The sequence below is a fragment of the Paenibacillus barengoltzii NBRC 101215 genome, from assembly GCF_004000745.1.
Lineage (GTDB): Bacteria > Bacillota > Bacilli > Paenibacillales > Paenibacillaceae > Fontibacillus > Fontibacillus barengoltzii.
Window position 1 is genome coordinate 1 of the sequence record NZ_BILV01000091.1, and the last position, 23,813, is coordinate 23,813.

23 protein-coding genes are annotated in these 23,813 nt (G+C 52.5%); 13 read left to right on the plus strand and 10 right to left on the minus strand.

Features of this window, described 5'->3' with window-relative positions; all coding sequences use genetic code 11:
* From PBA01S_RS19830 to PBA01S_RS19845, 4 genes are all read left to right on the plus strand, one after another.
* Positions 1 to 728 (plus strand): amino acid ABC transporter ATP-binding/permease protein (locus tag PBA01S_RS19830; protein ID WP_127576583.1); only part of this gene is annotated, 728 nt, incomplete at its 5' end.
* Positions 729 to 1,184: 456 nt separating this feature from the next.
* The gene (gltC, locus tag PBA01S_RS19835) at positions 1,185 to 2,084 is read left to right on the plus strand and encodes a glutamate biosynthesis transcriptional regulator GltC (protein WP_028539192.1); all 900 of its coding nucleotides are present in this window, start codon (positions 1,185 to 1,187) and stop codon (positions 2,082 to 2,084) included.
* A gap of 219 nt (positions 2,085 to 2,303) precedes the next feature.
* Positions 2,304 to 2,744 carry a DUF1641 domain-containing protein gene (locus PBA01S_RS19840; protein ID WP_016314257.1) on the plus strand — a complete coding sequence of 147 codons (441 nt, stop codon included), beginning with the start codon at positions 2,304 to 2,306 and terminating at the stop codon, positions 2,742 to 2,744.
* Positions 2,745 to 2,759: 15 nt separating this feature from the next.
* A complete protein-coding gene (locus PBA01S_RS19845; RefSeq protein ID WP_127576584.1) occupies positions 2,760 to 3,938 on the plus strand; it encodes an NAD(P)/FAD-dependent oxidoreductase in 1,179 nt (392 codons plus the stop codon).
* An 80-nt stretch (positions 3,939 to 4,018) separates the two neighbouring features.
* Here the strand turns inward: PBA01S_RS19845 and gdhA are convergent, their stop codons facing one another.
* Both gdhA and PBA01S_RS19855 read right to left on the minus strand, forming a co-directional pair.
* A complete protein-coding gene (gene gdhA, locus PBA01S_RS19850) occupies positions 4,019 to 5,395 on the minus strand; it encodes an NADP-specific glutamate dehydrogenase (RefSeq protein WP_028539194.1) in 1,377 nt (458 codons plus the stop codon).
* A 272-nt stretch (positions 5,396 to 5,667) separates the two neighbouring features.
* Complete coding sequence (locus tag PBA01S_RS19855; RefSeq protein WP_028539195.1) at positions 5,668 to 6,318, minus strand: nitroreductase family protein; 651 nt, start codon at positions 6,316 to 6,318, stop codon at positions 5,668 to 5,670.
* A 177-nt stretch (positions 6,319 to 6,495) separates the two neighbouring features.
* Here PBA01S_RS19855 and PBA01S_RS19860 point away from each other — a divergent pair, with 177 nt between their 5' ends.
* The 3 genes from PBA01S_RS19860 to PBA01S_RS19870 all read left to right on the plus strand — a co-directional run bounded on the left by PBA01S_RS19860 (position 6,496) and on the right by PBA01S_RS19870 (position 10,668).
* The gene (locus PBA01S_RS19860; RefSeq protein ID WP_028539196.1) at positions 6,496 to 7,473 is read left to right on the plus strand and encodes a Gfo/Idh/MocA family protein; all 978 of its coding nucleotides are present in this window, start codon (positions 6,496 to 6,498) and stop codon (positions 7,471 to 7,473) included.
* A gap of 138 nt (positions 7,474 to 7,611) precedes the next feature.
* A complete protein-coding gene (locus PBA01S_RS19865; RefSeq protein WP_028539197.1) occupies positions 7,612 to 9,921 on the plus strand; it encodes a nitric-oxide reductase large subunit in 2,310 nt (769 codons plus the stop codon).
* A 12-nt stretch (positions 9,922 to 9,933) separates the two neighbouring features.
* Complete coding sequence (locus PBA01S_RS19870) at positions 9,934 to 10,668, plus strand: Crp/Fnr family transcriptional regulator (protein WP_051416987.1); 735 nt, start codon at positions 9,934 to 9,936, stop codon at positions 10,666 to 10,668.
* Positions 10,669 to 10,868: 200 nt separating this feature from the next.
* On the opposite strand, the gene PBA01S_RS19875 is transcribed toward PBA01S_RS19870, so the two are convergent.
* Both PBA01S_RS19875 and PBA01S_RS19880 read right to left on the minus strand, forming a co-directional pair.
* Positions 10,869 to 11,552, minus strand: a complete 684-nt coding sequence (locus PBA01S_RS19875) for a CidB/LrgB family autolysis modulator (protein ID WP_127576585.1) — start codon at positions 11,550 to 11,552, stop codon at positions 10,869 to 10,871.
* Positions 11,549 to 11,920, minus strand: a complete 372-nt coding sequence (locus tag PBA01S_RS19880) for a CidA/LrgA family protein (protein ID WP_028539199.1) — start codon at positions 11,918 to 11,920, stop codon at positions 11,549 to 11,551. Before PBA01S_RS19880 ends, PBA01S_RS19875 begins: the two co-directional genes overlap by 4 nt.
* A gap of 140 nt (positions 11,921 to 12,060) precedes the next feature.
* Here PBA01S_RS19880 and cidR point away from each other — a divergent pair, with 140 nt between their 5' ends.
* The 5 genes from cidR to PBA01S_RS19905 all read left to right on the plus strand — a co-directional run bounded on the left by cidR (position 12,061) and on the right by PBA01S_RS19905 (position 18,171).
* Complete coding sequence (gene cidR, locus PBA01S_RS19885) at positions 12,061 to 12,954, plus strand: cidABC operon transcriptional activator CidR (RefSeq protein ID WP_028539200.1); 894 nt, start codon at positions 12,061 to 12,063, stop codon at positions 12,952 to 12,954.
* Positions 12,955 to 13,029: 75 nt separating this feature from the next.
* Entirely contained in the window at positions 13,030 to 13,860 is an 831-nt protein-coding gene (pdaA, locus tag PBA01S_RS19890; RefSeq protein WP_371859556.1) for a delta-lactam-biosynthetic de-N-acetylase, read from the plus strand.
* Between the two features lie 187 nt (positions 13,861 to 14,047).
* Positions 14,048 to 14,518, plus strand: coding sequence for a MarR family winged helix-turn-helix transcriptional regulator (locus PBA01S_RS19895; protein WP_085278118.1), 471 nt, complete (start codon positions 14,048 to 14,050; stop codon positions 14,516 to 14,518).
* A gap of 30 nt (positions 14,519 to 14,548) precedes the next feature.
* Entirely contained in the window at positions 14,549 to 16,279 is a 1,731-nt protein-coding gene (locus PBA01S_RS19900) for an ABC transporter ATP-binding protein (protein ID WP_127576587.1), read from the plus strand.
* A complete protein-coding gene (locus PBA01S_RS19905; RefSeq protein WP_028539204.1) occupies positions 16,276 to 18,171 on the plus strand; it encodes an ABC transporter ATP-binding protein in 1,896 nt (631 codons plus the stop codon). The genes PBA01S_RS19900 and PBA01S_RS19905 overlap by 4 nt, the downstream gene beginning before the upstream one ends.
* A 664-nt stretch (positions 18,172 to 18,835) precedes the next feature.
* Here the strand turns inward: PBA01S_RS19905 and PBA01S_RS19910 are convergent.
* Entirely contained in the window at positions 18,836 to 19,546 is a 711-nt protein-coding gene (locus tag PBA01S_RS19910; RefSeq protein ID WP_127576588.1) for a Crp/Fnr family transcriptional regulator, read from the minus strand.
* 201 nt (positions 19,547 to 19,747) lie between these two features.
* On the opposite strand from PBA01S_RS19910, the gene PBA01S_RS19915 reads away from it, so the two are divergent.
* On the plus strand, positions 19,748 to 20,200 hold the full coding sequence (locus PBA01S_RS19915; RefSeq protein WP_028539207.1) for a V4R domain-containing protein: 453 nt from the start codon (positions 19,748 to 19,750) through the stop codon (positions 20,198 to 20,200).
* A gap of 16 nt (positions 20,201 to 20,216) precedes the next feature.
* On the opposite strand, the gene PBA01S_RS19920 is transcribed toward PBA01S_RS19915, so the two are convergent.
* The 5 genes from PBA01S_RS19920 to PBA01S_RS19940 form a co-directional block, all read right to left on the minus strand.
* The gene (locus PBA01S_RS19920) at positions 20,217 to 20,564 is read right to left on the minus strand and encodes an EamA family transporter (RefSeq protein ID WP_036700441.1); all 348 of its coding nucleotides are present in this window, start codon (positions 20,562 to 20,564) and stop codon (positions 20,217 to 20,219) included.
* Positions 20,548 to 20,901, minus strand: a complete 354-nt coding sequence (locus PBA01S_RS19925; protein ID WP_028539209.1) for a DUF2304 domain-containing protein — start codon at positions 20,899 to 20,901, stop codon at positions 20,548 to 20,550. Before PBA01S_RS19925 ends, PBA01S_RS19920 begins: the two co-directional genes overlap by 17 nt.
* Positions 20,902 to 21,627, minus strand: coding sequence for a glycosyltransferase family 2 protein (locus PBA01S_RS19930; RefSeq protein WP_085278120.1), 726 nt, complete (start codon positions 21,625 to 21,627; stop codon positions 20,902 to 20,904).
* On the minus strand, positions 21,624 to 22,922 hold the full coding sequence (locus PBA01S_RS19935) for an ArnT family glycosyltransferase (protein WP_028539211.1): 1,299 nt from the start codon (positions 22,920 to 22,922) through the stop codon (positions 21,624 to 21,626). The genes PBA01S_RS19930 and PBA01S_RS19935 overlap by 4 nt, the downstream gene beginning before the upstream one ends.
* A gap of 93 nt (positions 22,923 to 23,015) precedes the next feature.
* On the minus strand, positions 23,016 to 23,702 hold the full coding sequence (locus tag PBA01S_RS19940; protein ID WP_016314237.1) for a DNA-3-methyladenine glycosylase family protein: 687 nt from the start codon (positions 23,700 to 23,702) through the stop codon (positions 23,016 to 23,018).
* Positions 23,703 to 23,813 lie beyond the last annotated feature (111 nt).

Genomic DNA, 23,813 nt, shown 5'->3' on the forward strand with positions numbered 1-23,813 from the left:
CCGAGGTGCGGCTGCGCGGCGTGCGCTTCGCCTACGCCGCGGAGGACGCCGACTCCGTGGACGGCGTCTCGCTGGACATCCCGCAGGGCAAGCGGGTGATGGTGATCGGCCGCAGCGGCGCCGGCAAGTCGACGCTGCTGAAGCTGATCCAGGGGGCGCTTGCCCCAAGCGCAGGCACGGTTGAAATTAACGGCATCCCTGCCGCCGCCTACGGCGAGCGGATGCCGGAAGTCATCTCCGTGCTGAATCAAAGCCCCCACCTGTTCGACACCACGGTGGCGAACAACATCCGGCTCGGCCGGCCTTCGGCTACGGACGAGGAGATTGCGCGGGCCGCGCAGGCGGCGCAGCTCGGCTCGTTGATCGCGGCGCTGCCACAGGGGCTGAACACGCCGATGCGGGAGACCGGCCAGCGGTTCTCCGGCGGCGAACGGCAGCGCGTCGCTCTGGCGCGGATCCTCCTGCAGGACACGCCGGTGCTCATCCTCGATGAGCCAACCGTCGGCCTCGATCCGCGCACGGAACGCGAGCTGCTGGCGACGATCTTCCGCACGACGCAGGGCAAGTCGCTCATCTGGGTGACGCACCACCTTGTTGGTGCCGAGAAGATGGATGAGATCGTGTTCATGGAGCACGGACGGATCGTGATGCGCGGCACCCACGCGGAGCTGCTGGCCCGCGAACCGCGGTACCGCAATTTGTACCGGCTGGATTGTCCGGAGGAGTAAGACACATACTAAAAATAAGGCGGCGATGCAAGGGAAACCGGCATCGCCGTTTTTTATAGGAGGAAGAAAGGTACAGTAAGGCAGGCGAACTGCAAAAGTACAGTTGAGTTCGGGAAACATACGCTTAATTTGCCTCTTAACTGCAAAAGTGCAGTTGATTTCGCCCAAATTCGCCTTGGAATCACGATTTTGCTGAACTGAACGGTACTTTTGCATTCCGTTGCCCTTTTTCGGCGCAAAACGGGTGGGATGAACTGCATTTTTACACTTGGCAGAGCGTTGGTAACGCTTAGGGCGACTTATGATTTATTAAATCGCCTTTTCTGCTTCCGTTTTCATATAGGAGCCGATATAATGGTTCTTAATATATTTACATGAGGTGTAAGCTATAAGGGTTTGGGTTTGGTCAATCCCAATCGGATATAGCGTGAAAAATGCAGCGAACGGGGTGAGGGGATGGAGCTCAGACAAATCCAATACTTTATTGAGGCGGCTAAGCTCGAGCATGTGACGGAAGCGTCGTATGCGCTGCATGTGTCGCAGTCGGCGGTCAGTCGGCAAATCTTTAAGCTGGAGGCGGAGCTGGGCGTCGATCTGTTTGTCCATGAAGGCCGGAAGGTGAAGCTGACGCCGATCGGTCGGCAGTTCCTGCAGCATATGGAGCAAATGATGAAGGTTCTTGAGCAGGCGCGCCAGGAAATCAACGAGTATCTGGATCCGGAGCGCGGGACCGTCCGCATCGGGTTCCCGAGCAGTCTGGCGGCCAACCTGGTGCCCACGGTGGTCTCGGCGTTTCGGCGCCGGTATCCGGAGGTGCATTTTCAACTGCAGCATGGATCCTACCGGGAGTTGCTGGACTGGGTCGGCGGCGGCGTGATGAATCTGGCCATGATTGGTCCGGTGCCCCAAGGGGAACCGCAAGTCACCGGCGAGGTGTTGTTCCGCGAAAGGTTCAAGGTGCTGTTGCCTGCCGGACATCGTTTGGCTGACCGCGAATCCGTCGGGCTGGACGAACTGCGGGAGGATGTGTTCGTATTATTCCCAAAAGGCTTTGTCCTGCGGGAAATCGTGGTTGACGCCTGCGATCAAATTGGATTCCAGCCGAAGGTATCATTTGAAGGAGATGATCTGGATGCGATCAAGGGGTTGGTGTCCGCCGGATTGGGGCTGACGCTGCTTCCCGAGATTGCGCTTGGTGAGCATATTCCTTCCACAATCGTATCGCTGCCAATGAGCGAGCCGCAGGTCACTCGGGACGTTGGGGTGATCATTCCAGCGAATCGCGAACTCGCGCCAACGGAAAAACTGTTTTATGATTTTTTGAAGGAAAATTTGCCGTCGTCATGCGGAATTTAGGATTCATCGAAAAATGATATCGATAAGGGCCGTGAATTTTGTCACTTGCACGGTCCTTTTTTCTTGAAAATGTGTTACAATTTACTCGGATTGTTCAGGTTTAAGATGTGCAAATTTTCACTAACTCAAAATGGGTTAGAGGCATCCAAAGGAGGAACACTATGCTTGAACAGCAGTTCGGCAAGCGAATCCTCAGATTATCGCAAAGGAGAATCGAATATGTCAGAGACAGTTACTGAAACAAAAACGGAGCAATCCGTAGCTGGTACCGCAAGTGGGCAGCAGGAGCTCCTGGAGCAGCTCTTAAAGCCGGAGGTGCAGCAATCGCTGACCGCTCTGGTAGAGCAGCTTCCAAAATTAAATGAGCTCGTTGGGGTTTTGACGAAAACGTATGATTTTGCCAAAGCGGTGGCAACGGATGAAATCCTGAAGAATGATACGGTTGGCGCCATTTCGGAAATTGCCGGCCCAGTGGTAGGCAAGGTGAAGCATTTGGCTGCTAACGTGATCGAAGCGAAGGATCGCGCAGAGGAAAGCCAAGAAGTGATTGGCGTGTTTGGGTTGATGAAGATGTTGAAGGACCCGCAAACGCAAAAGCTGCTCCGATTCGTTAACGCCTACCTTCAAGTGTCCGGTGAACGGGACCGCCAACAAAACTAACGGAGGAATACGATTATGTCAAAACATATTTTAATTTTGGGCGCCGGCTATGGCGGCGTACTCAGCGCATTGTCGGCCCGTAAGTTTATGGATAAATCGCAGGCGCGGATCACGGTGGTTAACCAATATCCGACGCATCAAATCATTACAGAGCTGCATCGCCTTGCTGCGGGCAGCATTTCCGAACGCGCGGTTTCCTTGCCGCTTGATAAGCTGTTTAAAGGCAAAGATATCGATTTGCGGATCGCGAAAGTAGAGAGTTTTTCGGTGGATAAAAAAGAAGTGAAGCTCTCCGACGGCACCGTGTTGTCCTATGACGCACTGGTTGTTGGTCTGGGCAGCATTACGGCGTACTTTGGCATCCCAGGCTTGGAGAAGCACAGCATGGTGCTGAAATCGGCGGACGATGCCAAACGGATCTATGCGCATATCGAATCGCGGATTCGCGAATATGCGGCAAGCGGCAACGAAGCCGATGCTACGATCGTGATCGGCGGCGGCGGATTGACCGGCGTCGAGCTGGTTGGGGAAATCGCCGATAAGCTGCCAGAGTTGACGAAGAAATACGGCGTACCGCAAAGCGACATCAAGCTCCTGCTCGTAGAAGCTGGACCAAAGATCTTGCCAGTGTTGCCGGATGCGCTGATCGAACGCGCGACTGCCAGCCTTGAGAAACGCGGCGTGAAGTTCCTAACTGGCTTGCCGGTAACCAATGTGGAGGGCAACACCATCGATCTCAAGGATGGTCAAAAGATCGTCGCCAACACCTTTGTTTGGACCGGCGGCGTGCAAGGCAATCCGCTGGTTGGCGAATCGGGACTGGAAGTCAACCGCGGCCGTGCTTCGGTGAATGAATTCTTGCAGTCCGTCTCTCATCCAGACGTATTCGTTGCAGGTGACAGTGCCGTATTTATGGGCCCGGACGGTCGTCCTTATCCGCCAACGGCGCAAATCGCTTGGCAAATGGGTGAGCTGATCGGTTACAACCTGTTCGCTTACCTCAACGGCAAGACGATGAACGCATTCAGCCCGATTAACTCCGGTACGCTGGCCTCGCTTGGCCGCAAAGACGCTGTAGCGACGATCGGGGCAAGCAATACCCAGCTGCGCGGCTTGCCAGCTACGTTGATGAAGGAAGCAAGTAACATCCGGTATTTGTCCCACATCAAAGCGCTGGATGCTTTAGCTTACTAAACGCCTTAGATATAAAGAGTCGCCCAGGAGGTTATATCCTCGGGGCGACTCTTTTTTTTCGTTATTCCACACTGCTTGGTTTATACAACTCCGTGAGCGATCATGGCGTCAGCAACCTTCAGGAAGCCGGCAATATTGGAGCCGACAACCAGGTTGTCGTCATACCCGTATTCTCTAGCTGCGTTTACGCTGCTGCGATAGATGTTGCGCATAATATCCTTCAGCTTAGCATCCACTTCCTCAAACGACCAGGCGAGTCTTGCGCTGTTTTGCGCCATTTCCAGAGCGGAAACAGCAACCCCGCCGGCATTGGCAGCTTTCGCTGGTCCGAAGTATACGCCATTGTTCAAATAAACTTCGATGGCTTCCAGCGTAGACGGCATGTTGGCCCCTTCAGCGACATATTTGACGCCGTTGGCCACCAATAGTTTCGCGGAGGCTTCATTGATTTCGTTCTGTGTTGCACAAGGCAAAGCGATGTCGCAAGGGATGCTCCAGATATTTTGGCAACCTTCTACATATTCCGCAGTTGGATGCTCGTTCACATATTCCTTGATCCGTTTGCGCTCGACTTCTTTCAAACGCTTCACGGTTGCCAGATTAATGCCGTTCTTGTCGTACACATATCCGTTCGAATCACTGCAAGCTACAACTTTCGCGCCAAGCTGCTGCGCTTTCTCAATTGCGTAGATCGATACGTTCCCGGAACCGGAGACAACAACGGTTTTTCCGACGAAGCTGTCCCCCCGGCTTGCCAGCATTTCGTTGGTGAAGTAAACCAGCCCGTAGCCGGTAGCTTCGGTCCGCGTCAAGCTGCCGCCATAGTTCAGGCCCTTCCCGGTCAGAACGCCGGTTTCATTGCCATACAGCCGTTTGTATTGGCCGAACATGTAGCCGATCTCGCGAGCACCTACGCCGATATCGCCTGCAGGCACGTCGGTATCTGGACCGATGTATTTGGACAACTCGGTCATGAAGCTTTGCGTAAAGCGCATCACTTCAAGATCGGATTTGCCTTTCGGGTCGAAGTCCGATCCGCCTTTGCCGCCGCCGATCGGTTGACCGGTCAATGAGTTCTTGAAAATTTGTTCAAACCCTAGAAATTTGATGATGCTGGCATTTACAGATGGATGAAAACGAAGTCCGCCTTTATAAGGACCAATCGCGCTGTTGAATTGAACCCGGAAGCCTCGGTTCACTTGGACTTTGCCTTGGTCATCGACCCAAGGAACGCGGAAGGTGATCATTCGTTCCGGCTCGACGATGCGTTCAAGAATCCCATGCTCTTGATATTTTGAATGTTTGGCGAAGACAGGAACCAGCGAGTCAAGGATTTCCTTGACGGCTTGATGGAATTCCGATTCCCCCGGATTCCGTTGTTGTACGGTCTCATATACCTGATCTACATATTTGCGAGCTGCCTCCAGGCCTGCTTCGCGTTGCTGTGTTAAAGCCATGATCCACTCCACCTTTCTGATGTGCGTAATCGGATGAGTACGTTCACCATTTCACGATAATTATGACCTCTATTGTAATATTGATGTCAGCTATGAACAAAGCTAATTTGAGATCAACTTGATGATCGAATGAGATGAACTGGAGCGGAAGAACGGCTTTGTGGCAAGGCGGAATAGGAGTATTATGTCCGGAAGCCGCGGTTTCAGACACAAAAAGACCGGCTCCACAGGTTCCTTCCGTGCGGTTCCGGTCTCTCAAAATTTAAAGAAAATTATTTCTGGAAAGCGTTCCAGGAAGTGACTTGATCTACCGACAGGCGCGCCGTTGCGTGGGCTGGTTTTGCAGCTTTCCCGATTGCGATCAGCAGGATTGGTTTCAGCGTTTCAGGCACTTCAAATGCTTCGGCAAATTGCTCGGCATTGTATCCGGCCATCGGTACGGTGTCGTAGCCTTTGGCTTTGGCGATCAGCATCAGTTGCATCGATACCAATCCAGCGTCGAACAGGTTGACTTGATGCAAACGTTCCGGTCCCATGCCGCCATAGCCTTTATGCAGACGCTCGACAAAATTATTTTTGACCTCTTCCGTCATTGTCCCAAGACGCACCGACTCGGAGTAGATCTCTTCGGCCCGTTCATACGAACGAAGGTCTCCCAGTACTGCAATCACAGCGGACGAATCCACAACCTGCTGCTGATTGTTGGCGATCGGGAGCAACTTCTGCTTCAGCTCAGGCTCGTCGATGACCAGGAAACGCCACGGTTGCAGATTAGATGAGGACGGAGCGGACAATGAAAGCTCGATGATCTCTTTCAATTCCTCGCGGGGAATTTTCACAGACGGGTCATAGGCTCGAACAGAATGTCTCTCTTTAAGTACGGTATAAAAATCTTTGACGTCCACTTGATTTAACGTGCTCATGTTCTCTCCACCCTTTCATTTTTTTCCTGTGACTAGTATAAAATGTAACTGTAATAATTTCAAGTACAGTTAATGAGAAAGGTGGCATAGCACCAAAACTTGTGGTTCTTAAGGATAAACAGTATCTTAAAGAGGTAGTTGGTCGATGACATTTTGATCATACAGGGAGGGGTACACATGACATTACAGATCGGAATCGTTGGAACAGGTTGGTTTAGCAAGGTGCATGGGGATATTTTGGCAAGTTTGGACGGCGTTCGCGTGACAGGGGTTACCGGAACGACAGCCGCTAAAGCACAGGCCTTGGCAGACCGCTACCCAGGAGCGATTGGCTTCGGGAACCTCACGGATATGCTGGATTCACTGAAGCTGGATGCTGTTTATCTCTGTATCCCGCCAATGGCGCACGGGGAGATCGAAACCGAGTTGATTGAGCGCGGTATCCCTTTTTTTGTGGAGAAGCCGCTGGCAGCCGACTTGGAGACGCCGCAACGCATCCTCTCGCGGTTGGAGCAAAAGCCGTTGGTTCATGCGGTAGGCTATCATTTTCGTTATAAAGAATCGATCCGTCAGTTGAAGGAATCGCTCGAAGGACAGAAGATTGGGATGGCTCTAGGCACCTGGATGGGCGATATGCCGCAAGTGGCTTGGTGGCGTAACCAAGAGGGGTCTGGCGGACAGTTCGTGGAGCAGACGACCCATATTGTAGACCTGCTTCGCTACACCGCAGGCGAAGTCCGCGAGGTGTATGCTGCCTACGGGAATCGCGTGGTGCAGGAACGCTTCGAGAACGTCACCGTCCCGGATGTGGGCACCGTCACGATGAAGCTGCAAAGCGGGGCCGTTGCCACCATCTCCAATACCTGTATTTTGCCCGGCGGCGTGTCCGAAGTAGGTCTGAAATTGTATACGGATTCAGGTATTTTGACTTGGAGTCCCGAGCGGCTGGAGATCGATCTTCCGGGGACGAAGACGGCCTACACGGGGAAAGACAACCCTTATTTGGCTGAAACGGAGGCATTTATTCATGCTCTGCGTACCGGTGATACGTCGCGGATTTTATCCGATTATGCGGATGCTGTAAAAACGCAACAGATTACCTGCGCCGCCCTGGAGTCGGCCCGGACGGGGAATCCGGTTCGCATTGGAGAGTAAACTTAAGGAAAATTTGAAATAAATGTGATCTTTTTCGTTGTGGAAAGATAAAGAAATCCAGATTTGTAATCCGAATCACAATTCTCTTCGTTCCGTCATCTTATCCTGATTCTGTCTAGAGGAAAGGAGAGACGAGGAATGAAGGGAAATCAAGCCCAGAACTCATTTTTGAAGGGAATTTTGATCTGTGTCCTTTTGCTAAGCTTCACGGTGCTTATTGCTGGAGGATATTGGATTTTTAAATCGCAGGCACCTACGCCGCTTAAAGTTGTCAATAGTGCGGGTAAAGTTCTGACGACTCAGGAGCAGATTACCGGAGGTCAGGCGGTATTTCAGAAGTATGGTCTGATGGATTATGCCACCGTGCTGGGTCATGGCTCTTATCTTGGGCCGGATTACACCGCACAGGCGCTAAAAATCATTACGGATGCCATGCATGACCATCATGCGCAAGCCGAGTACGGAATGGATTATGCCGATCTGGCCCCGGAGCAGCAAACGTTGATTTTTGAGAAGGTCAAGGCGGAAATGAAGCAGAACCGCTACGACAAAAATGCAAAGACCTTGGTGCTGACAGACGGTCAGGCAGAAGGTCTGAAGCGGGTTCGCGCTTATTATGATCACGTCTTTACGGAGGGCGACGGGCGCGGTATCCAGCCAAATTTATTCGAGAACGATACGATGCCGGAAGAAGGCCGCGCTTATGTGGCGCCAGGGGATATGCGCAAGCAAATTGCAGACTTCTTCTTCTGGACCGCATGGCTGTCCGGTACGCAGCGACCGGGCGACACGATTACGTATACGAACAACTGGCCGTATTTCGAGGATGCGGGCAATACGATGGGTTATTCCGCCGTACTTTGGAGCGGCATCAGCATGACGATTTTGATTTTAGTGCTGGGAATAATCCTGTATTTCTACAACCGCTACCGGCTGTATATGCAGGAGGCTTATGAGCCGGGCAATTTCCCGGTGCTGGATCTGAACCGTATGCCGGTGACGTCTAGTCAGGTGAAAACGGCGAAATATTTTCTCGTCGTTGTGCTGCTCTTTCTGATCCAGGTAGGGTTTGGCGCTTTGTTGGCGCATTATTACGTTGAACCCAACACCTTCTTTGGGTTAGATTGGATCGTCAAGCTGTTCCCGTTCAATATCGCGAAATCGTATCATTTGCAGCTCGTGATCCTATGGGTAGCGACGGCATGGCTGGGAATGGGGATTTATGTGGCCCCGCTTGTTGGCGGGAAGGAGCCGAAACGCCAAGGACTGCTGGTAGACATCTTGTTCTGGGCGCTGGTCGTGCTTACGGCGGGAAGTACAGTCGGGGAATGGCTTGGAGCCAAAGGTTACCTCGGCAACCTGTGGTTCTGGCTGGGCCATCAAGGCTGGGAGTACCTGGAGCTGGGCCGTTTCTGGCAAATCCTGTTGGTCATCGGTATGGCGATCTGGCTGTACATCGTGTACCGCGCAATCCGCAGCGCGCTGCGGATGGAAACCGATAAGGGCGGGTTAACGCATTTGCTGTTCTATTCGGCGATCGCGGTGCCGTTCTTCTATATCTTTGCCTTTTTCTTTAATCCAACAACTTCATTCACTTACGCCGACTATTGGCGGTGGTGGATTATCCATTTGTGGGTCGAAGGGATCTTTGAGGTGTTTGCCGTCGTCGTCATCGGCTTCCTGATGGTACGAATGAAGTTGGTTACCAAGGAATCGACGATTCGCTCTCTGTTGTTTCAGTTGATCCTGCTGCTGGGCAGCGGGGTGATCGGGATTGGCCACCACTATTACTATAACGGGTCGGCCGAGATCTGGATTGCCCTGGGCGCGGTCTTCTCGGCGCTGGAAGTCATTCCGCTGACGCTGTTGATTCTGGAAGCGTACGATCAATACAAAATGATGAAGGATGGCGGTCAGACGTTCCCTTACACCTCCGCCTTCCGTTTTCTGGTGTCAACCGCGATATGGAACTTGGTTGGCGCCGGGGTGCTCGGTTACTTGATCAACCTGCCTGCGGTGAACTATTTCATGCACGGCTCCACGCTGACGACGGCGCATGCCCACGGTTCAATGATGGGCGTGTACGGGATGTTCGCCATCGCCGTATTGTTGTACACGATGCGCAACATCGTGAAGCCGGAGCAGTGGAACGACAAGCTGCTGCGCATCTCTTGCTGGGGTTTAAACATCGGATTAACCGGGATGATCGTCATCACCCTGCTGCCGGTTGGTTTTATCCAATTGAAGCATTCGTTTGACTTTGGGTTCTGGTCGGCGCGCGACTTTTCGTTCTATCAACAAGATACGGTAAACCTGCTGCTGTGGCTGCGAATGATTCCGGACACGATCTTTATCGTCGCGGGGATTGTACCGCTGGTATACGTGATCGTTCGTTCGATGTTCCACCTGCGCAAGCCTAATGTCACCGAAGAAGAAAACTTCGAGTAGGGGGCGGGGAAGATGAGCCATTCCAGTCATCTCCTGCGCTCCTTCCCCTTATTCCAAGGGCTGACGGCTGATGAAGCAGCTCAAATCGCTCGGCTTACCGTTCCCCGTCTGTTGCCAAGGCGGGCGGCGGTGTTCCGGGAAGGGGATGAGGTGGAGTCAATCTATTTTGTGGCGAACGGGTTAATCAAAACAAGCCGAACGGACGAGAAAGGCAATGAACAGATCTACTCGTTCCTGAAGCAAGGCGATATGTTCCCGCTGACGGGCCGTTTTGATGCGGAGGTCTCGCCAGTGACCGCCACAACTGTCGTTGAGACCAGCTTGCTGGCCCTCCCGCTTCGCACGTTTGAGCAGCTTCTGGCGGGATCGCCGGATCTGGCGTTCAAGATGATGGGGCTGATGAGCAGCAAAATCCGCGAGCTTCAAGACAAACTGTTGAATTTCAATCAACGGGGTGTGGAAGACCGTGGAATCTCGTTTTTGATTTATCTGGCGGAGCATTTCGGCGTGAAGCGGGGGGAGGAAGTGGTGGTTCCGATCCCGATTACACACCAGGAGCTCGCCAGTACCATCGGATTTGCCCGGGAATCGGTGAGCCGCCTTCTGACCAGCCTCCGCAAGGAAGGCATCGTTCAGGTCAGCCGCAAAGGCTTCGTCGTTTCCAATCTACAGGCCTTGAAGGAAAAGGTATGTGTTAAAGAAAATTGCCCGCATTGCCGCAGCCTGCAGGGCGTAAGGCAAGGTTAATTTCTTGCAGACGAGTTACCCCAGCGTACGAATCTTTATCCATCACTGACACCCCCCTCGCCTCGCGTAAGAAGGCAAGGGGGGTGTTTGGTTTGAACCGACAAAAAAAGAGCCCCGCTTCAGCGAGGCTTCAAGCATCAATATATAAAATTTGGAGGAACCTAAACGAAGTACCCTGATTGGCCGAACGTGCCGTAGGGTTAGAAGTGAAATACAGCCATCAGCATCGGGGCGACCCCTAAAGTAAACAGGGCAGCCAGGATCATGGAGATGCTGGAAATTGTCCCGGTCAACGTGCTGAGCTCAAACGCCTTGGATGTCCCGGTGCCATGGGCACTGGTCCCAAACAATACACCTCGGGCAACCTCGCCTTCAATGCGGAACAGTTTCATGACGAGCGGTCCCAGCATGGCGCCCAGCAACCCGGTCAAAATTACAAAGACCGCGGTAATATTCGGGACGCCGCCGATCACCTGCGATACATTCATCGCGATCGGTGTCGTAATCGAACGTGGAATCAAGCTGTTAATCAATTGGGCGTCCAGGTGCAGCCACTCTGCGAGAACGGCGGAGGAGAACATCGCGACCACCGAGCCGCAAATCACGCTAATGAGAATTTCGACAGCGTGTTTTTTCAGGACGTTGTAGTATTTGTACAGCGGAACAGCAAAAGCGATTGTTGCCGGTTGCAACAGGTTGCTAAGCCATTTTCCGCCGGAATGATAAGTTTCATAAGGAATTTGCGCCCAGAGTAAGCCGATCACCAGAATCAACGGAGTAATCAGCAACGGGGACAGATACACTCTTGGCCGTATCCGGTACAGCCGTTTAGATAAAGCATAGATCATGAGGGTAGAAGCTAAACATAGTATGCCAAGGATCATGAAGTTCGGCCCTCCTTTCGTTTTTCGATGCGAGAGGCGACAAGCCCGGAGCAAACCATCACGATGACGGTGCTCAAGATGACTACGATCAAGATCCGTACGCCTTCGCTTTCGAGCAGAGGAATGTATTGCATGACGCCGACGGCAGCAGGAACGAAGAACAGCAGCAGCTCGGCCAGCAGCCAATTGGCGCCCCGCTCAATCCATTTCAGCTTGACGACGCCTGTTTTTAACAAGATAAACAACAAGGCAATGCCAATAATGGAACCTGGTATCGGTAAATGGAGCAGCTCCGCGACTTTATTCAAGGCCATCGCGGCGAAGAACAGGATGGCGACTTGAACAATCCCGATGCCGATCTCTTTCATCTTGTTCATTTCAGCAGCTCCCTTCTTTTTTTGGTTAGTAATGAAATTTTACATCGATTATTTTCATGAGTAAAATGAATATAAAGAATAAATATCATTCCACTTCGTTATAGAAAATTGAGCTAAAGGGGTTCAGACGGTTGGATATCCGACAAATGCAGGTTTTAATCGAAGTCGCACGGCTGCGAAGCTTCACGAAGGCGGCTGAAGCGCTGTACATCACGCAGCCAACCATCAGCAAAACGATTAAGGCGATGGAGGAGGAGCTGGGGGTAGTGCTGTTTGACCGCGTTGGCAAAAAGATCGAGCTGACCGACGCGGGACAAATTATCGCAACGCAAGCCCAGCAGATCGTGACCTCCTTTCAGAATCTGATGGCAGAGCTTGACGACTTGCGTAATTTAAAGAAAGGACATCTTCGTATTGGGCTTCCGCCGATGGTGGGGGCGAGTTTTTTTCCGAGGGTGATTGGGGAGTTTCATCAACGTTATCCCGACATTACGATTCAATTATTTGAAGACGGTGCCAAAAAAGTAGAGCAAGACGTCGCTAAGGGATTACTGGATGTGGGCGTGGCCGTATTGCCGACCGTGGAGGCGGAGCTGAGCTATTTTCCGTTCGTGGAAGAAAAGCTGAATCTAGTCGTCCATCCCTCGCACCGGCTGGCAGAACGGGAATGCGTCGAATTGGCTGAGCTAGCCCCGGATGGGTTCGTGTTGTTCCGTGAGGACTTTACACTGCATGACCGTATCATCGGGGCGTGCGCGAAGGTCGGGTTCCATCCGCATATCATTTACGAGAGTTCCCAATGGGATCTAATCAGTGAAATGGTGGCGGTCGGTCTCGGCATCACCTTGCTGCCGGAAACGATTTGCCGCGAAATCGACGACGAAGGCGTGCGGATTATCCCGCTCGTCAACCCGGTGATTCCGTGGAAGCTTGGCATTATTTGGCGTGACGATCGGTATTTGTCTTTCGCTACTCGGGAATGGATCCGGTTTGCACAGGAGGTCTTGACGCCACATTCGGAATAAATCGAGAGTGCATGCAGTGAACGGTTGCTTGAAAAGGTGCATATTTCCCGGGAATTTGACAGATAGTAAGGGCGCATGTCGAATTTCGAATACCTTGAAAAGCATGAAGGAGAGACAGCTGTGAAGTTTGCTTTAATCTGTTCATTGCTGGTCAGTTTGCTGTTCGGAACAGGGGTCCCTGTGGCGGATGCCCAAGCGGACGTTGCTCATCATTTCGGATTTAAAAAGAGCGTTGGCGGTCAGCTCCCCTCTATTAATGAGGAAGGGTTCAAAGATATTATCGACAAGCACGGCGCGATTTTCTTCGGTGATCCTTCGAGCAAAGCGTTGTTTCTGACGTTTGACAACGGATACGAGAACGGGTATACCGCCCCGATTCTGGATACGTTGAAGGCGAAGAAGGTACCTGCGATATTTTTTGTCACTGGCCACTACATCAAAGATCAGCCGGAGCTGCTAAAGCGCATGGTTGCTGAGGGCCATTTGATCGGCAACCACTCCTGGAGCCACCCGGACATGACGACGATCTCCGATGCCCAGATTCGGGAGGAACTGGAGAAGGTCAAAAGCGCCACGGCAAAGGTCACCGGGCAAGCCAAGATGGACTTCTTGCGCCCGCCTCGCGGGATATTCAGCGATCGAACGCTGCGTGTGACGAAGGAGCTGGGGTATACGAATGTGTTCTGGTCCGTGGCTTATAAGGACTGGGATGTGAACGACCAACGCGGAGCGGATTATGCTTATCAGAAGGTGGTATCGCAGCTGCATCCCGGCGCCGTGATCCTCCTGCACTCCGTCTCCAAGGACAATGCGGCGGCACTGGGAGCGATCATCGATGAGGCTCGCCGGCAAGGCTACGAGTTCAAGAGTCTGTATGAGTTGAAACCAGGGCAGTCGCGTCCATAACTCTGTTTCCCACTTCGACCGTAACAATCGGGCATTTCGACCGGTTGGGGCGGTCTTTTTTTTTGGTTCTATGTCCGAAATTTGAGGGTGCTTGACTTCGCTTAGGCGGGTTATTATAATTAGGTTTACAAATAAATAGGATACCTAAATATTAAATAATGAAAACAAATGAAAAGGAGGGGTTGATTTGTTCACCGGTGACAACTCACAGGCGCAGCGGCTGCTGAAGACGTTTCACCGCTTTCGGAGAATGGATCTTAGCAAACTAACGCCATCGGAGTTTAAACCCAGCGAAGTCCGATTGATGTTTTATATTTTGCATGGCATGGAGAAGGATGAGCGTGGCGTAACGGTTTCAGAGCTGAGCGCGATGCTAGAGGTCGCTTCCCCGACGGTCACGCCGCTGGTTCGCAGCTTGGAAGAGCGCGGGATGGTATTGCGTTATAACGACAAGGAGGATCGCCGGGCGGTTCGCGTCAAACTGACGGAGCAAGGAATCGCACAGGTCAAGGAGATCGCCAAGAAAAGGTCGGCCCAAATCCAGGGATTGGTTGAGTACCTAGGCGAGGAGAAGAGCCAGCAGTTAATTGAACTGTTGGAGCAGGTTTACACGTATATGGAAATGAGGGCCAACCCGAATAGAAGCCAAGAGCAATGATACGAATCGAACATGTGGAGATGATGGAAATTGATCAAGCTTTTCCGCAATTTGAAACCATACCGCTGGCTTGTGGTAGCGGTGCTCGTACTCGTCTTCTTCCAGACGTTATCCGAGCTGTATTTGCCAACGCTGATGTCCGACATCGTAGATCATGGGGTCGTAAATGGTGATACCCCGTATATTTGGAAAATCGGCGGTCTGATGCTGCTGGTTGCACTTGGAGGCATGGCCTGCTCCATCGCCGCCAGCTACTATTCTGCCAGAGCGTCAACCGGGTTCGGGAAGCTGCTCCGGGGCAAGGTGTTCAAGCATGTATCAAACTTTTCGCTAGAGGAGTTTGATCGCATCGGCACTGCCTCGCTGATTACCCGTACGACCAACGATATTACCCAAGTCCAGCAAGTGCTGATTATGATGCTGCGGATGATGGTTATGGCGCCGATGATGTGTCTGGGCGGCATTATTATGGCCGTCTCGAAGGACGCCACGCTGTCGCTGGTACTGGTGGTGGTTCTGCCGGTCTTGGCCGGAGCGATCTTCCTCATCGCACGGAAAGGACTGCCTTTATTTAAAGCGATCCAGAAAAAAATCGATAAACTGAACCTCGTTATGCGCGAAAGCCTGACCGGGATTCGCGTCATCCGTTCGTTTAATCGGACGGACTACGAGAGCAAACGGTTCGACGCGGCCAACCTCGACTTGACCGATACGTCGATCAAGGTCAACAAAATTATGGCGTTTATGATGCCGGTCATGATGCTGGTGATGAACCTGTCCTCCGTAGCAATCATCTGGTTTGGCGGGCTGCGGATCGACTCTGGACATATGCAAGTTGGGGATCTGATGGCATTTCTCCAGTACGCCATGCAAATCATGTTCTCGCTGGTGATGGTCTCGATGATGTTCGTGATGATTCCACGGGCGTCAGCTTCAGCCAGCCGGATCAACGAAGTGTTGGATATGGTTCCGGTGATCAAAGATTCGGCGAAGGGCAAATCTTCATCGACTGAGGTCAAAGGGCTGGTCGAGTTCCAGAATGTGACCTTCAGCTATCCGGGTGCGGAGCAACCGGCGGTGCAGGATCTTACGTTTACCGCCAAGCCGGGACAGGTTACGGCGATCATCGGCGGGACGGGCTCCGGGAAATCCACGTTGATCAGCTTGATTCCGCGGTTTTATGATGTGCAGGAGGGAAGTGTCCGGATAGACGGTGTGGATGTCCGTGATATGACCCAAGAGGAGCTGCGCAGCAAAATTGGGTTTGTCCCGCAAAAAGCGGTGTTGTTCACTGGAACGATCAGCGAGAACATCCGTTATGGCAAAGAGGATGCGACTGACGAAGAAGTGCGGCGCGCCGCGGATATTGCCCAGGCGACCGACTTTATTTCCAAGATGGAGCAAGGTTTTGAATCGCCGATCGCTCAGGGCGGCACCAACGTGTCGGGCGGTCAAAAGCAACGGCTGTCGATTGCACGGGCTTTGGTTCGTCCGGCGGAAATTTATATTTTTGATGACAGCTTCTCGGCTCTGGACTTCAAGACCGATGCGAAGCTGCGGGCAGCTTTGAAGGAAGAGACGAAGGAGGCTACGGTGATCATCGTGGCGCAGCGGGTAAGCACTGTGCTTGACGCGGACCAAATCATCGTTATGAACGAAAGTCAAATCGCTGGCATCGGCACACACCAGGAATTGATGGAAACTTGCGATGTCTATAAAGAAATTGTGTATTCGCAGCTTTCGGAGGAGGAGATCGCATGAGTCAGGAGCAATCATCGAATAAGCGCAGATTCGGCGGTCCTCGTCCAGGGCATGGTCCGGGTCATGGCGGCCCCCGCATGGGGATGCCGGTGGAGAAAGCAAAGGATTTCAAAGGAACCCTAAAACGGTTGATCCGATACTTAAGACCACATAAATATCAATTAATGGCTGTATTTGTGATGGCCATTCTGAGTACGCTGTTCAGCATTTTTAGCCCCAAGGTGATGGGGAAAGCGACAACCAAGCTGTTTGAAGGAATCGTTGCGAAGGTTCAAGGGGTTCCCGGCGCGGAGATCGACTTTCATTATGTATGGCAGATCATCATGATCCTGATCGGATTGTATGTGCTGAGTGCGTTGTTTGGGTATGTCCAACAGTATTTGATGGCCGGCGTGGCTCAGAAGACGGTGTATGACCTGCGGAAGGATGTAAACGCCAAGCTGAACAAGCTGCCGCTCAAATACTTTGACGCTCGAACACACGGGGAAATTCTCAGCCGGGTCACCAATGACGTCGACAACATTGCCGGAACGTTGCAGCAAAGCTTGACGCAGCTGATCACCTCGGTCCTGACGATCATCGGGGTGATCGTGATGATGCTGTCGATCAGCCCGCTGATGACCTTGATTGCGGTGCTGACGCTGCCGCTGAGCATTGTGGCCATCACCTCAATCGCCAAACGTTCGCAGAAGCAGTTTGTCAGACAGCAAAAAGAACTTGGCCAACTGAACGGCCATGTTGAAGAAATGTATACCGGCCACAAGGTAATTAAGGCGTTTGGCCGCGAACCGAGATCGCTGGAGCAGTTCGACACCATTAACGAACGGCTGTATGAAGCCGGTTGGAAAGCGCAGTTTATCTCCGGCGTAATCATGCCGATCATGAGCTTTATCGGCAACATCGGATATGTGCTGGTGTCGGTGGTTGGCGGGATCCTGGTGACCAAGAAATCGATAGAAATCGGGGACGTACAGGCGTTTATCCAGTACGCCCGTCAGTTCACGATGCCGATTACGCAAACAGCGAACATCGCTAACATCATCCAGTCGACCGTGGCTTCGGCGGAACGGGTGTTTGAAATCCTGGATGAAGAAGAGCAGGTGCCGGAAGTGGCGAACCCCGTGGTTCTGGAAAAACCTCGCGGCGACGTGGCGTTCAATCACGTTCAGTTCGGCTACGATCCGGAGCATTTGCTCATCGAAGATATGAACATCAACGTGAAACAGGGACAAACGATCGCCATCGTCGGGCCAACCGGCGCCGGCAAAACAACGTTGATCAACCTGTTGATGCGCTTCTATGAAGTGAATGGCGGTTCGATCACCGTGGACGGAGTGAACATCGCCGAGATGAGACGCGGTGACCTGCGCAGTCTGTTCGGCATGGTCCTGCAGGATACGTGGCTGTTTAATGGCACGATCCGTGACAACATCGCTTATGGTCGGGAAGGAGCCACCGATGAGGAAGTGGTGAAGGCCGCCAAAACGGCGTACGCCGACCACTTTATCCGTACGCTGCCGGGCGGTTATAACACCGTGCTGAATGAGGAAGCATCGAACATTTCACAAGGGCAGAAGCAGCTCTTGACGATCGCCCGGGCCATCCTGGCTGATCCGGCGATCCTCATTCTCGACGAAGCCACAAGCAGCGTCGACACCCGGACTGAGGTGCAAATCCAAAAAGCGATGAAAGAGTTGATGAAAGGCAGAACCAGCTTCGTTATCGCCCACCGCCTTTCCACGATCCGCGACGCCGATCTCATCCTCGTGATGAACCACGGCACCGTCATCGAAAAAGGCACGCACGACGAATTGCTGGCCCTTGGCGGCTTCTACGCCGACCTGTACAACAGCCAATTCACCCAAGGTAGCTTCGAGCCCGAAGCCGTATAAGCGTTGGCGGTCAAAATCGCCCTGCGTTCAAATGGATTTAACAATGATGATGGTACGCCCCTGTTTGGAAGGGGCGTATTTCTTTTTACTAGGGGGGCGGGGGTATCTCTGCTGGGGTCCTTTACACGATTATCCCTTTCGCTCAGATGGCGGGGAGGGGTATGTTTGGGAGGGTCCTTTCCATGATTATCCCTTTTGTTCAGATGCTGAAAAGTGATATGTTGTGTGTTGTCTGTAGCCACGTTTCCTTAGTTCTGTAATTTGAGTCAATGTGCTAGATGGCTTCCTCGCGCTTTTGTATCTGAGCAAAAGGGATAGCAGGTGTAGTGTTCCTCAAGCTTAGTAATCTGAGTTAAAGGGATATTGGTGTAATGAACCTGAACCAATGGGATCATCGTGCAAAGAGATCACCGCGCAAAGGGACGTTCATACAAAGCATCCGCATCTGATCAGCTGGATTAACGAGTATCCAGTAGATGAACTGATGAATCGGGATAATGGTGTAATAGAGCCGGTAGTGAGAGCTCGTGTCCATGAACTGATCGAAAGGGATAATGGTGAAAATGAACTGATCAAGGGAGATTCTTAGTCAAAGCCCAGCTTGGCAGTCAAGTCAGGACCAAGCCGGGCCGGCCACCCAAGTCGAGGCGGCTTTTGCAGCTGCCTAGTCCTCGCCGGCGAGGTGGTATAGTGCGGCTTCATCGTGGATCAAAATTTGCCGACGCGTTACGGTTAGCACGCCCTCGTCGTTAAGCTGGCGCAGTTTGCGGCTGAGCGTCTCCGGTGTGGCGCCGATGAGGGAGGCGAGGTCTTTTTTGGAGATGGGTAAGGTGAACTCTCGGGAGTTTGGAGCTGCTTTGCGACGAAAATATAATAACATCTTGGCAAGACGCCGATCGGCTTCAAGTAGGGTCAGAACGGCTGCCCAGGCGTCGGCTTCCTCCAGTTGGGTGCTAAGCGCGGTCATAAATCGGGCCGCTGTATCGGGATCACGCCGCAGAATATCTAGAAAATCACTGCGGTGAATCCGGCAGATGCCGGTCGTGTCCGCCGCGATGGCGCTAGCGTAATGGGGTTTTTCCTGTAACAGAGAAAATTGGCCGAAGAAGTCCCCGGGAAACAGAAGCCGAATGAGATGTTCCTTGCCGTTATCTTCCAGCTTCGTTAGCTTAATGATTCCACGGTTCACCACAAACAGCGAATCCGAACGATCTCCTTCACGGAAAATGATCTCCCCTTTATGGTATTGTGAGGTACGCATGACGGAATGGAGCAACTCAACCTCCGTTTGGCGCAGCTGCGCAAAGACCGGAACGCGCGCGAGGCAGGAGGGGGCTGAGGCTGTATCTTGAATGTGGCAAGCACAGGATTTCATCTGGGATCTCTCCTTTCTTGGAAAAACGTATTCGTATTCATCTACCTCTAACTTAATCGTTGGCGAGCGACGGACTAGTGATTATTATCACAATATATCTGTCGAATTCTTGATGAAGATCAAGGTTTTTCGGATGTGGATATGGGAAATTAAACCTATCAACGGATCGAGTTCAGTTCCATGGATAGGAGAGGAAGACAGATGAAAGAATTTACATTTGATGAATTGCGACAAATCGACCGTACCCAGCTTGGGGATCAGGTGCCGCTGGAGTTGTTCCGGGCGATTCGCCTGATTGGGATGCGCCAGGGGTTGCCTCTCGAGGGGAAAGGCACCACCGCCTCCATCGGTCGCAAGATTGGCGAAAGCTTACCCGTCACCACGTTGGACGAGCTGCTCCATTTATTCGCCGAGCTGCGGATCGGATTGCCGCAGATCGTGGAGCAAAGTGAGCGATGGATGCGGATTGCGATAGAGGATTGTTTTTGCAAGGGATTGCCGGTGATGGAGGAGAAGAAGGTGTGCGATCTGGAAGGTGCCATTTTGGAAGGGGCACTCGGTAAGCTGCTAGGCCGCAAAGTGAGCGTACGGGAAACGAAATGTAATGTATGCGGCGACGAACACTGTGAGTATGATGTGCGAATCTATGAGTAGAGCACACAAGTCTGTGTTATGATCTCGCCAGTAAAACTACGCCGAGTAAGATGACGAATACACCCAGCAGCTTGGTCCAAGTGATCGCTTCGTGGAACAGGAAATAGGCCGGAAGAAGCGCCAGGACGTACGCCAGCGCTTGAAGCGGATAAGCAACGCTCAGCGGGAGGCGGGACAGCACCGCGAACCATAGCAACGTAGCTACCCCATACAAAGCGATGCCGCCGATCACTGCAGGTGAGGTCGCCAGCTTGTTCCAGTGAAGCCCGCCGGTACGGGCCAGGCCGATTTTAAACAGAACTTGTCCTGTCACGAGAAGCAGAATATTACCGAATAGCATGAGGTAACTAATGGTTTTGTCCATTTTCACGGACCGCCTCCCGTTCTTTTAGAATGACGATTTCTTGGGTTAAGCGCAGCACCTGGGCGGTTAGGCGTGTAATGACGATCGTTAGGTGAAGAATGAATGCAAAACAGAAGAGCAAGCCAAACAGGAACAACACGGCAGGTGCATATTTAACTCCTAGCTGATCCGCGATCCATTCGATAAGCCCAATATTGGTGGAGCAGATCAGCAGGATGACACTAAACAAAATCCAGAGTAGGGAATATTGCTCCCTCAGTTTTTGACGACGGACCAATTCCAGGACAAACAAGAGAAACAACGCGGCGACCAACACGGATAGAATGTAAATCGACATTTATTCTATCACCGCCGTCTGATGAAGTGGGCGCCGTAACGCGCTCATGAGTACGGATAATGTCACTTTCACCATGTAGTAAATCGACCGCCAAGGGGTAATCGATGATTTACCAGCGGTGCGGGCTCGCATTTGCACGGGGATCTCCGCGATTCTGCAGCCGTGGCGTTTCAGATACACAATCGATTCCACCTCGGGATAATCGGTTGGATAGTACCGGGCGTACAGTTCAATGACCTTACGGCTGGCAGCGCGAAAGCCGCTGGTCGTGTCGGTGAAGCGTTCGCCGGTAACCCAGGAGACCAGCTTGGAGAAGAAGACGATCCCCGCTCGTCTCGCTGTGGACGAACGGAAGGAAGCGGTCCCTAGGAACCGGGAGCCGATGACAAGATCCTGCTCGCCGATTCCGGCGATTAGCTTATGTAATTCTTCAGCTGGATGCTGTCCGTCGGCGTCCATTTGGATGGCGATGTCATAGCCTTTTTGCTTCGCATAGAGATAACCGGTCTGCATCCCTCCGCCGATCCCGACATTGTAAGGCAGGGTCAGCACCTTGGCTCCGGCTTCCCGTGCACAGCTCTCCGTTCGGTCGGAAGAACCGTCGTTAATGACGAGGATATCGGCCTCCGGCGCGTGCTTACGGATATCGCGAATGACCGAGCTGATGCTGGCTTCCTCGTTATAAGCCGGTATGATGATCAGTATACGAGGCGGTTTTGGTATCATGAGGCACAGGCCCCCTTTCGTTCGGATCGAAGATGGGAACGGCGCAGAACTCGGGAGATCATGTCGCCAATCAGATAAGACCCGAACAGGATCAACAGCGTCATATTGGGATAACCGTAGCGGTTAAACGCCACGAACGGAATATAAATCAAGGTGAAATAAGCCAGCGCCAACAAAAGCGGGAGTAAGCGATCCAGCTTGAGACGGTTTTTCGTTACGGCCCATAAAATGCCGGCCATATTAACGTACATCATCACAACTTGGATATGGTCCATGACCGGTCGGCTGATCGGCCAAAACGGGCGCGAATAAAACGGATGGAAATACAGCTCCACCCATCTTCCTAACGTATACCAATACAAATACTTCATCGGCTCATGCGTGAATCCGTATCGGAGGATATCCAGCCCTTTGCGAATTGCCGTGGAATCAGCGCCCTGGAATATCGTTTCCGGATCATATTGAGGGTAAGCCTCAAAGAAACCAGCCGGCGGCAGTTGCCAACGGATACGTGTGCCGAGCAAGAACGGACTTCCGCCGGAATTGGTGAACAGGATAAATTCATGGAATGTGACCCAGTTGCGGATCCACCACGGGGTTAACAACAGAACATAAGTCCCTCCGATGAAAAGGGTATATTTCAACATCGTCCGCCAAGGCAGCTTCATGCGCAGCCAAATGATCAGCAAAACGGCGGGGTACAAGGAAGCATGCGGCTTGAAGTAAGCCGCCGCAGCCGTCAGGACGCCGATAAGGACGTATAAAGCAGGTCCGTCTCGGTCCATGGCGAGGATGGTGCAACAGACGAGAAGCAGCAGCAACGTGCGAAAAGTTGTTTCTGAGAGAATAACCCCGGAGGAAAAGTAGTCGGGTGGATAGAAGGCAGATACGGTGCAGGCGATCAGCGCCGCCCGGGTGTTAAAGGTGCGATAACCGATCCAAAAGATCAGATAAATACAAAACGCTTGCAGAAGGCACTGGAATAGGCGGAATGCCACGACACCGCCTTGTTCTTGGCCGAAAACCGCCATAAACCCGGACAGCATCAGCGGCAGCCCGGGCATGATGAAGGCAGAAGGCGCCTCTTTGGTATTATAAGCAAGTACGCCTTCATTCAGGAGAAGGCGCGCGGATTGAATATACTTCACGTCATCATTGTTCGGGTGAACCGGGTCGCCTAAGAGGAAGTGGTCGTTATAGATCAGGACGATAAGACTCGATACAATGCCCACAAATGCGATCAGACCGAACAGATACCACTTGACCGGCCGACGGACTTCCGATAATGAAAACACAGCGATTCGACCCCACTTTTTATAATTTATCTCTAAAAATAGAAAATATCACCTTCTATATTATAATATATCCAAATTCTTCCTTCGACAAGCTTAATCTGTCTGAATTCCGAAACTGGCCAGCCGCTCGTTGAAGGTTTCTCCCGAATCTACATGGCCCCGGTTGATGGACTCCCATAAGTAAAGCGAGGCGATGGAGCCATAAGATGGCCATTGCGCAGCGGCTTGCTGTAAATATTTGCGGTCCGGGCGCTCCTCCATGTCATACACCCATTTTGCCGCACGCTGCAGACCGGCATCCCCATAGGAAACGACATGCTCGCGGCCCAGGGCGAAGATGAGGAACATTTCGGCTGACCAACGGCCGATGCCCTTTACGGAAACCAGGAGCTTGATGACTTCTTCATCATCAAGTTCCTGCAGCCGGTCTAGGTCGAGCTGACCGGATTGGACTTTGTCGCTTAAGTCTTTGAGGTAAGCGACTTTGGATGCGGACAGCCCGGCGGCGCGCAGGTCAGCGTCGCTTTGGGCCAAGAGGGCGGCCGGGGACAGTTCCCCGGCCAACTCGATGACACGGCCGCGAATGGTGGAGGCGGCCTTCACCGAGATTTGCTGGCTGATGATCGAGCGAGCCAGCTCGGTAAACCAAGGGCCTTGCGGTTTCGTCGCAAGGCTTCCTATCAGGGCGATCAGCCGGCCCATCCGAGGATCGGCGCTGGCCAGCGCCTTGACCCGGGGGTCATCCGGGTGGAGCTCAAATACCGGTTTCCCATGGTTCATAGGGACAACCTCCTTCAGTTGGGATGCTCCTCCAGCAGGGTGACATACTGCTGGAGGAGCTCGTCGGCGCGGAGCTGCAGAGCGTCACGCTGCTCTTGCAGCTCCGCGAGC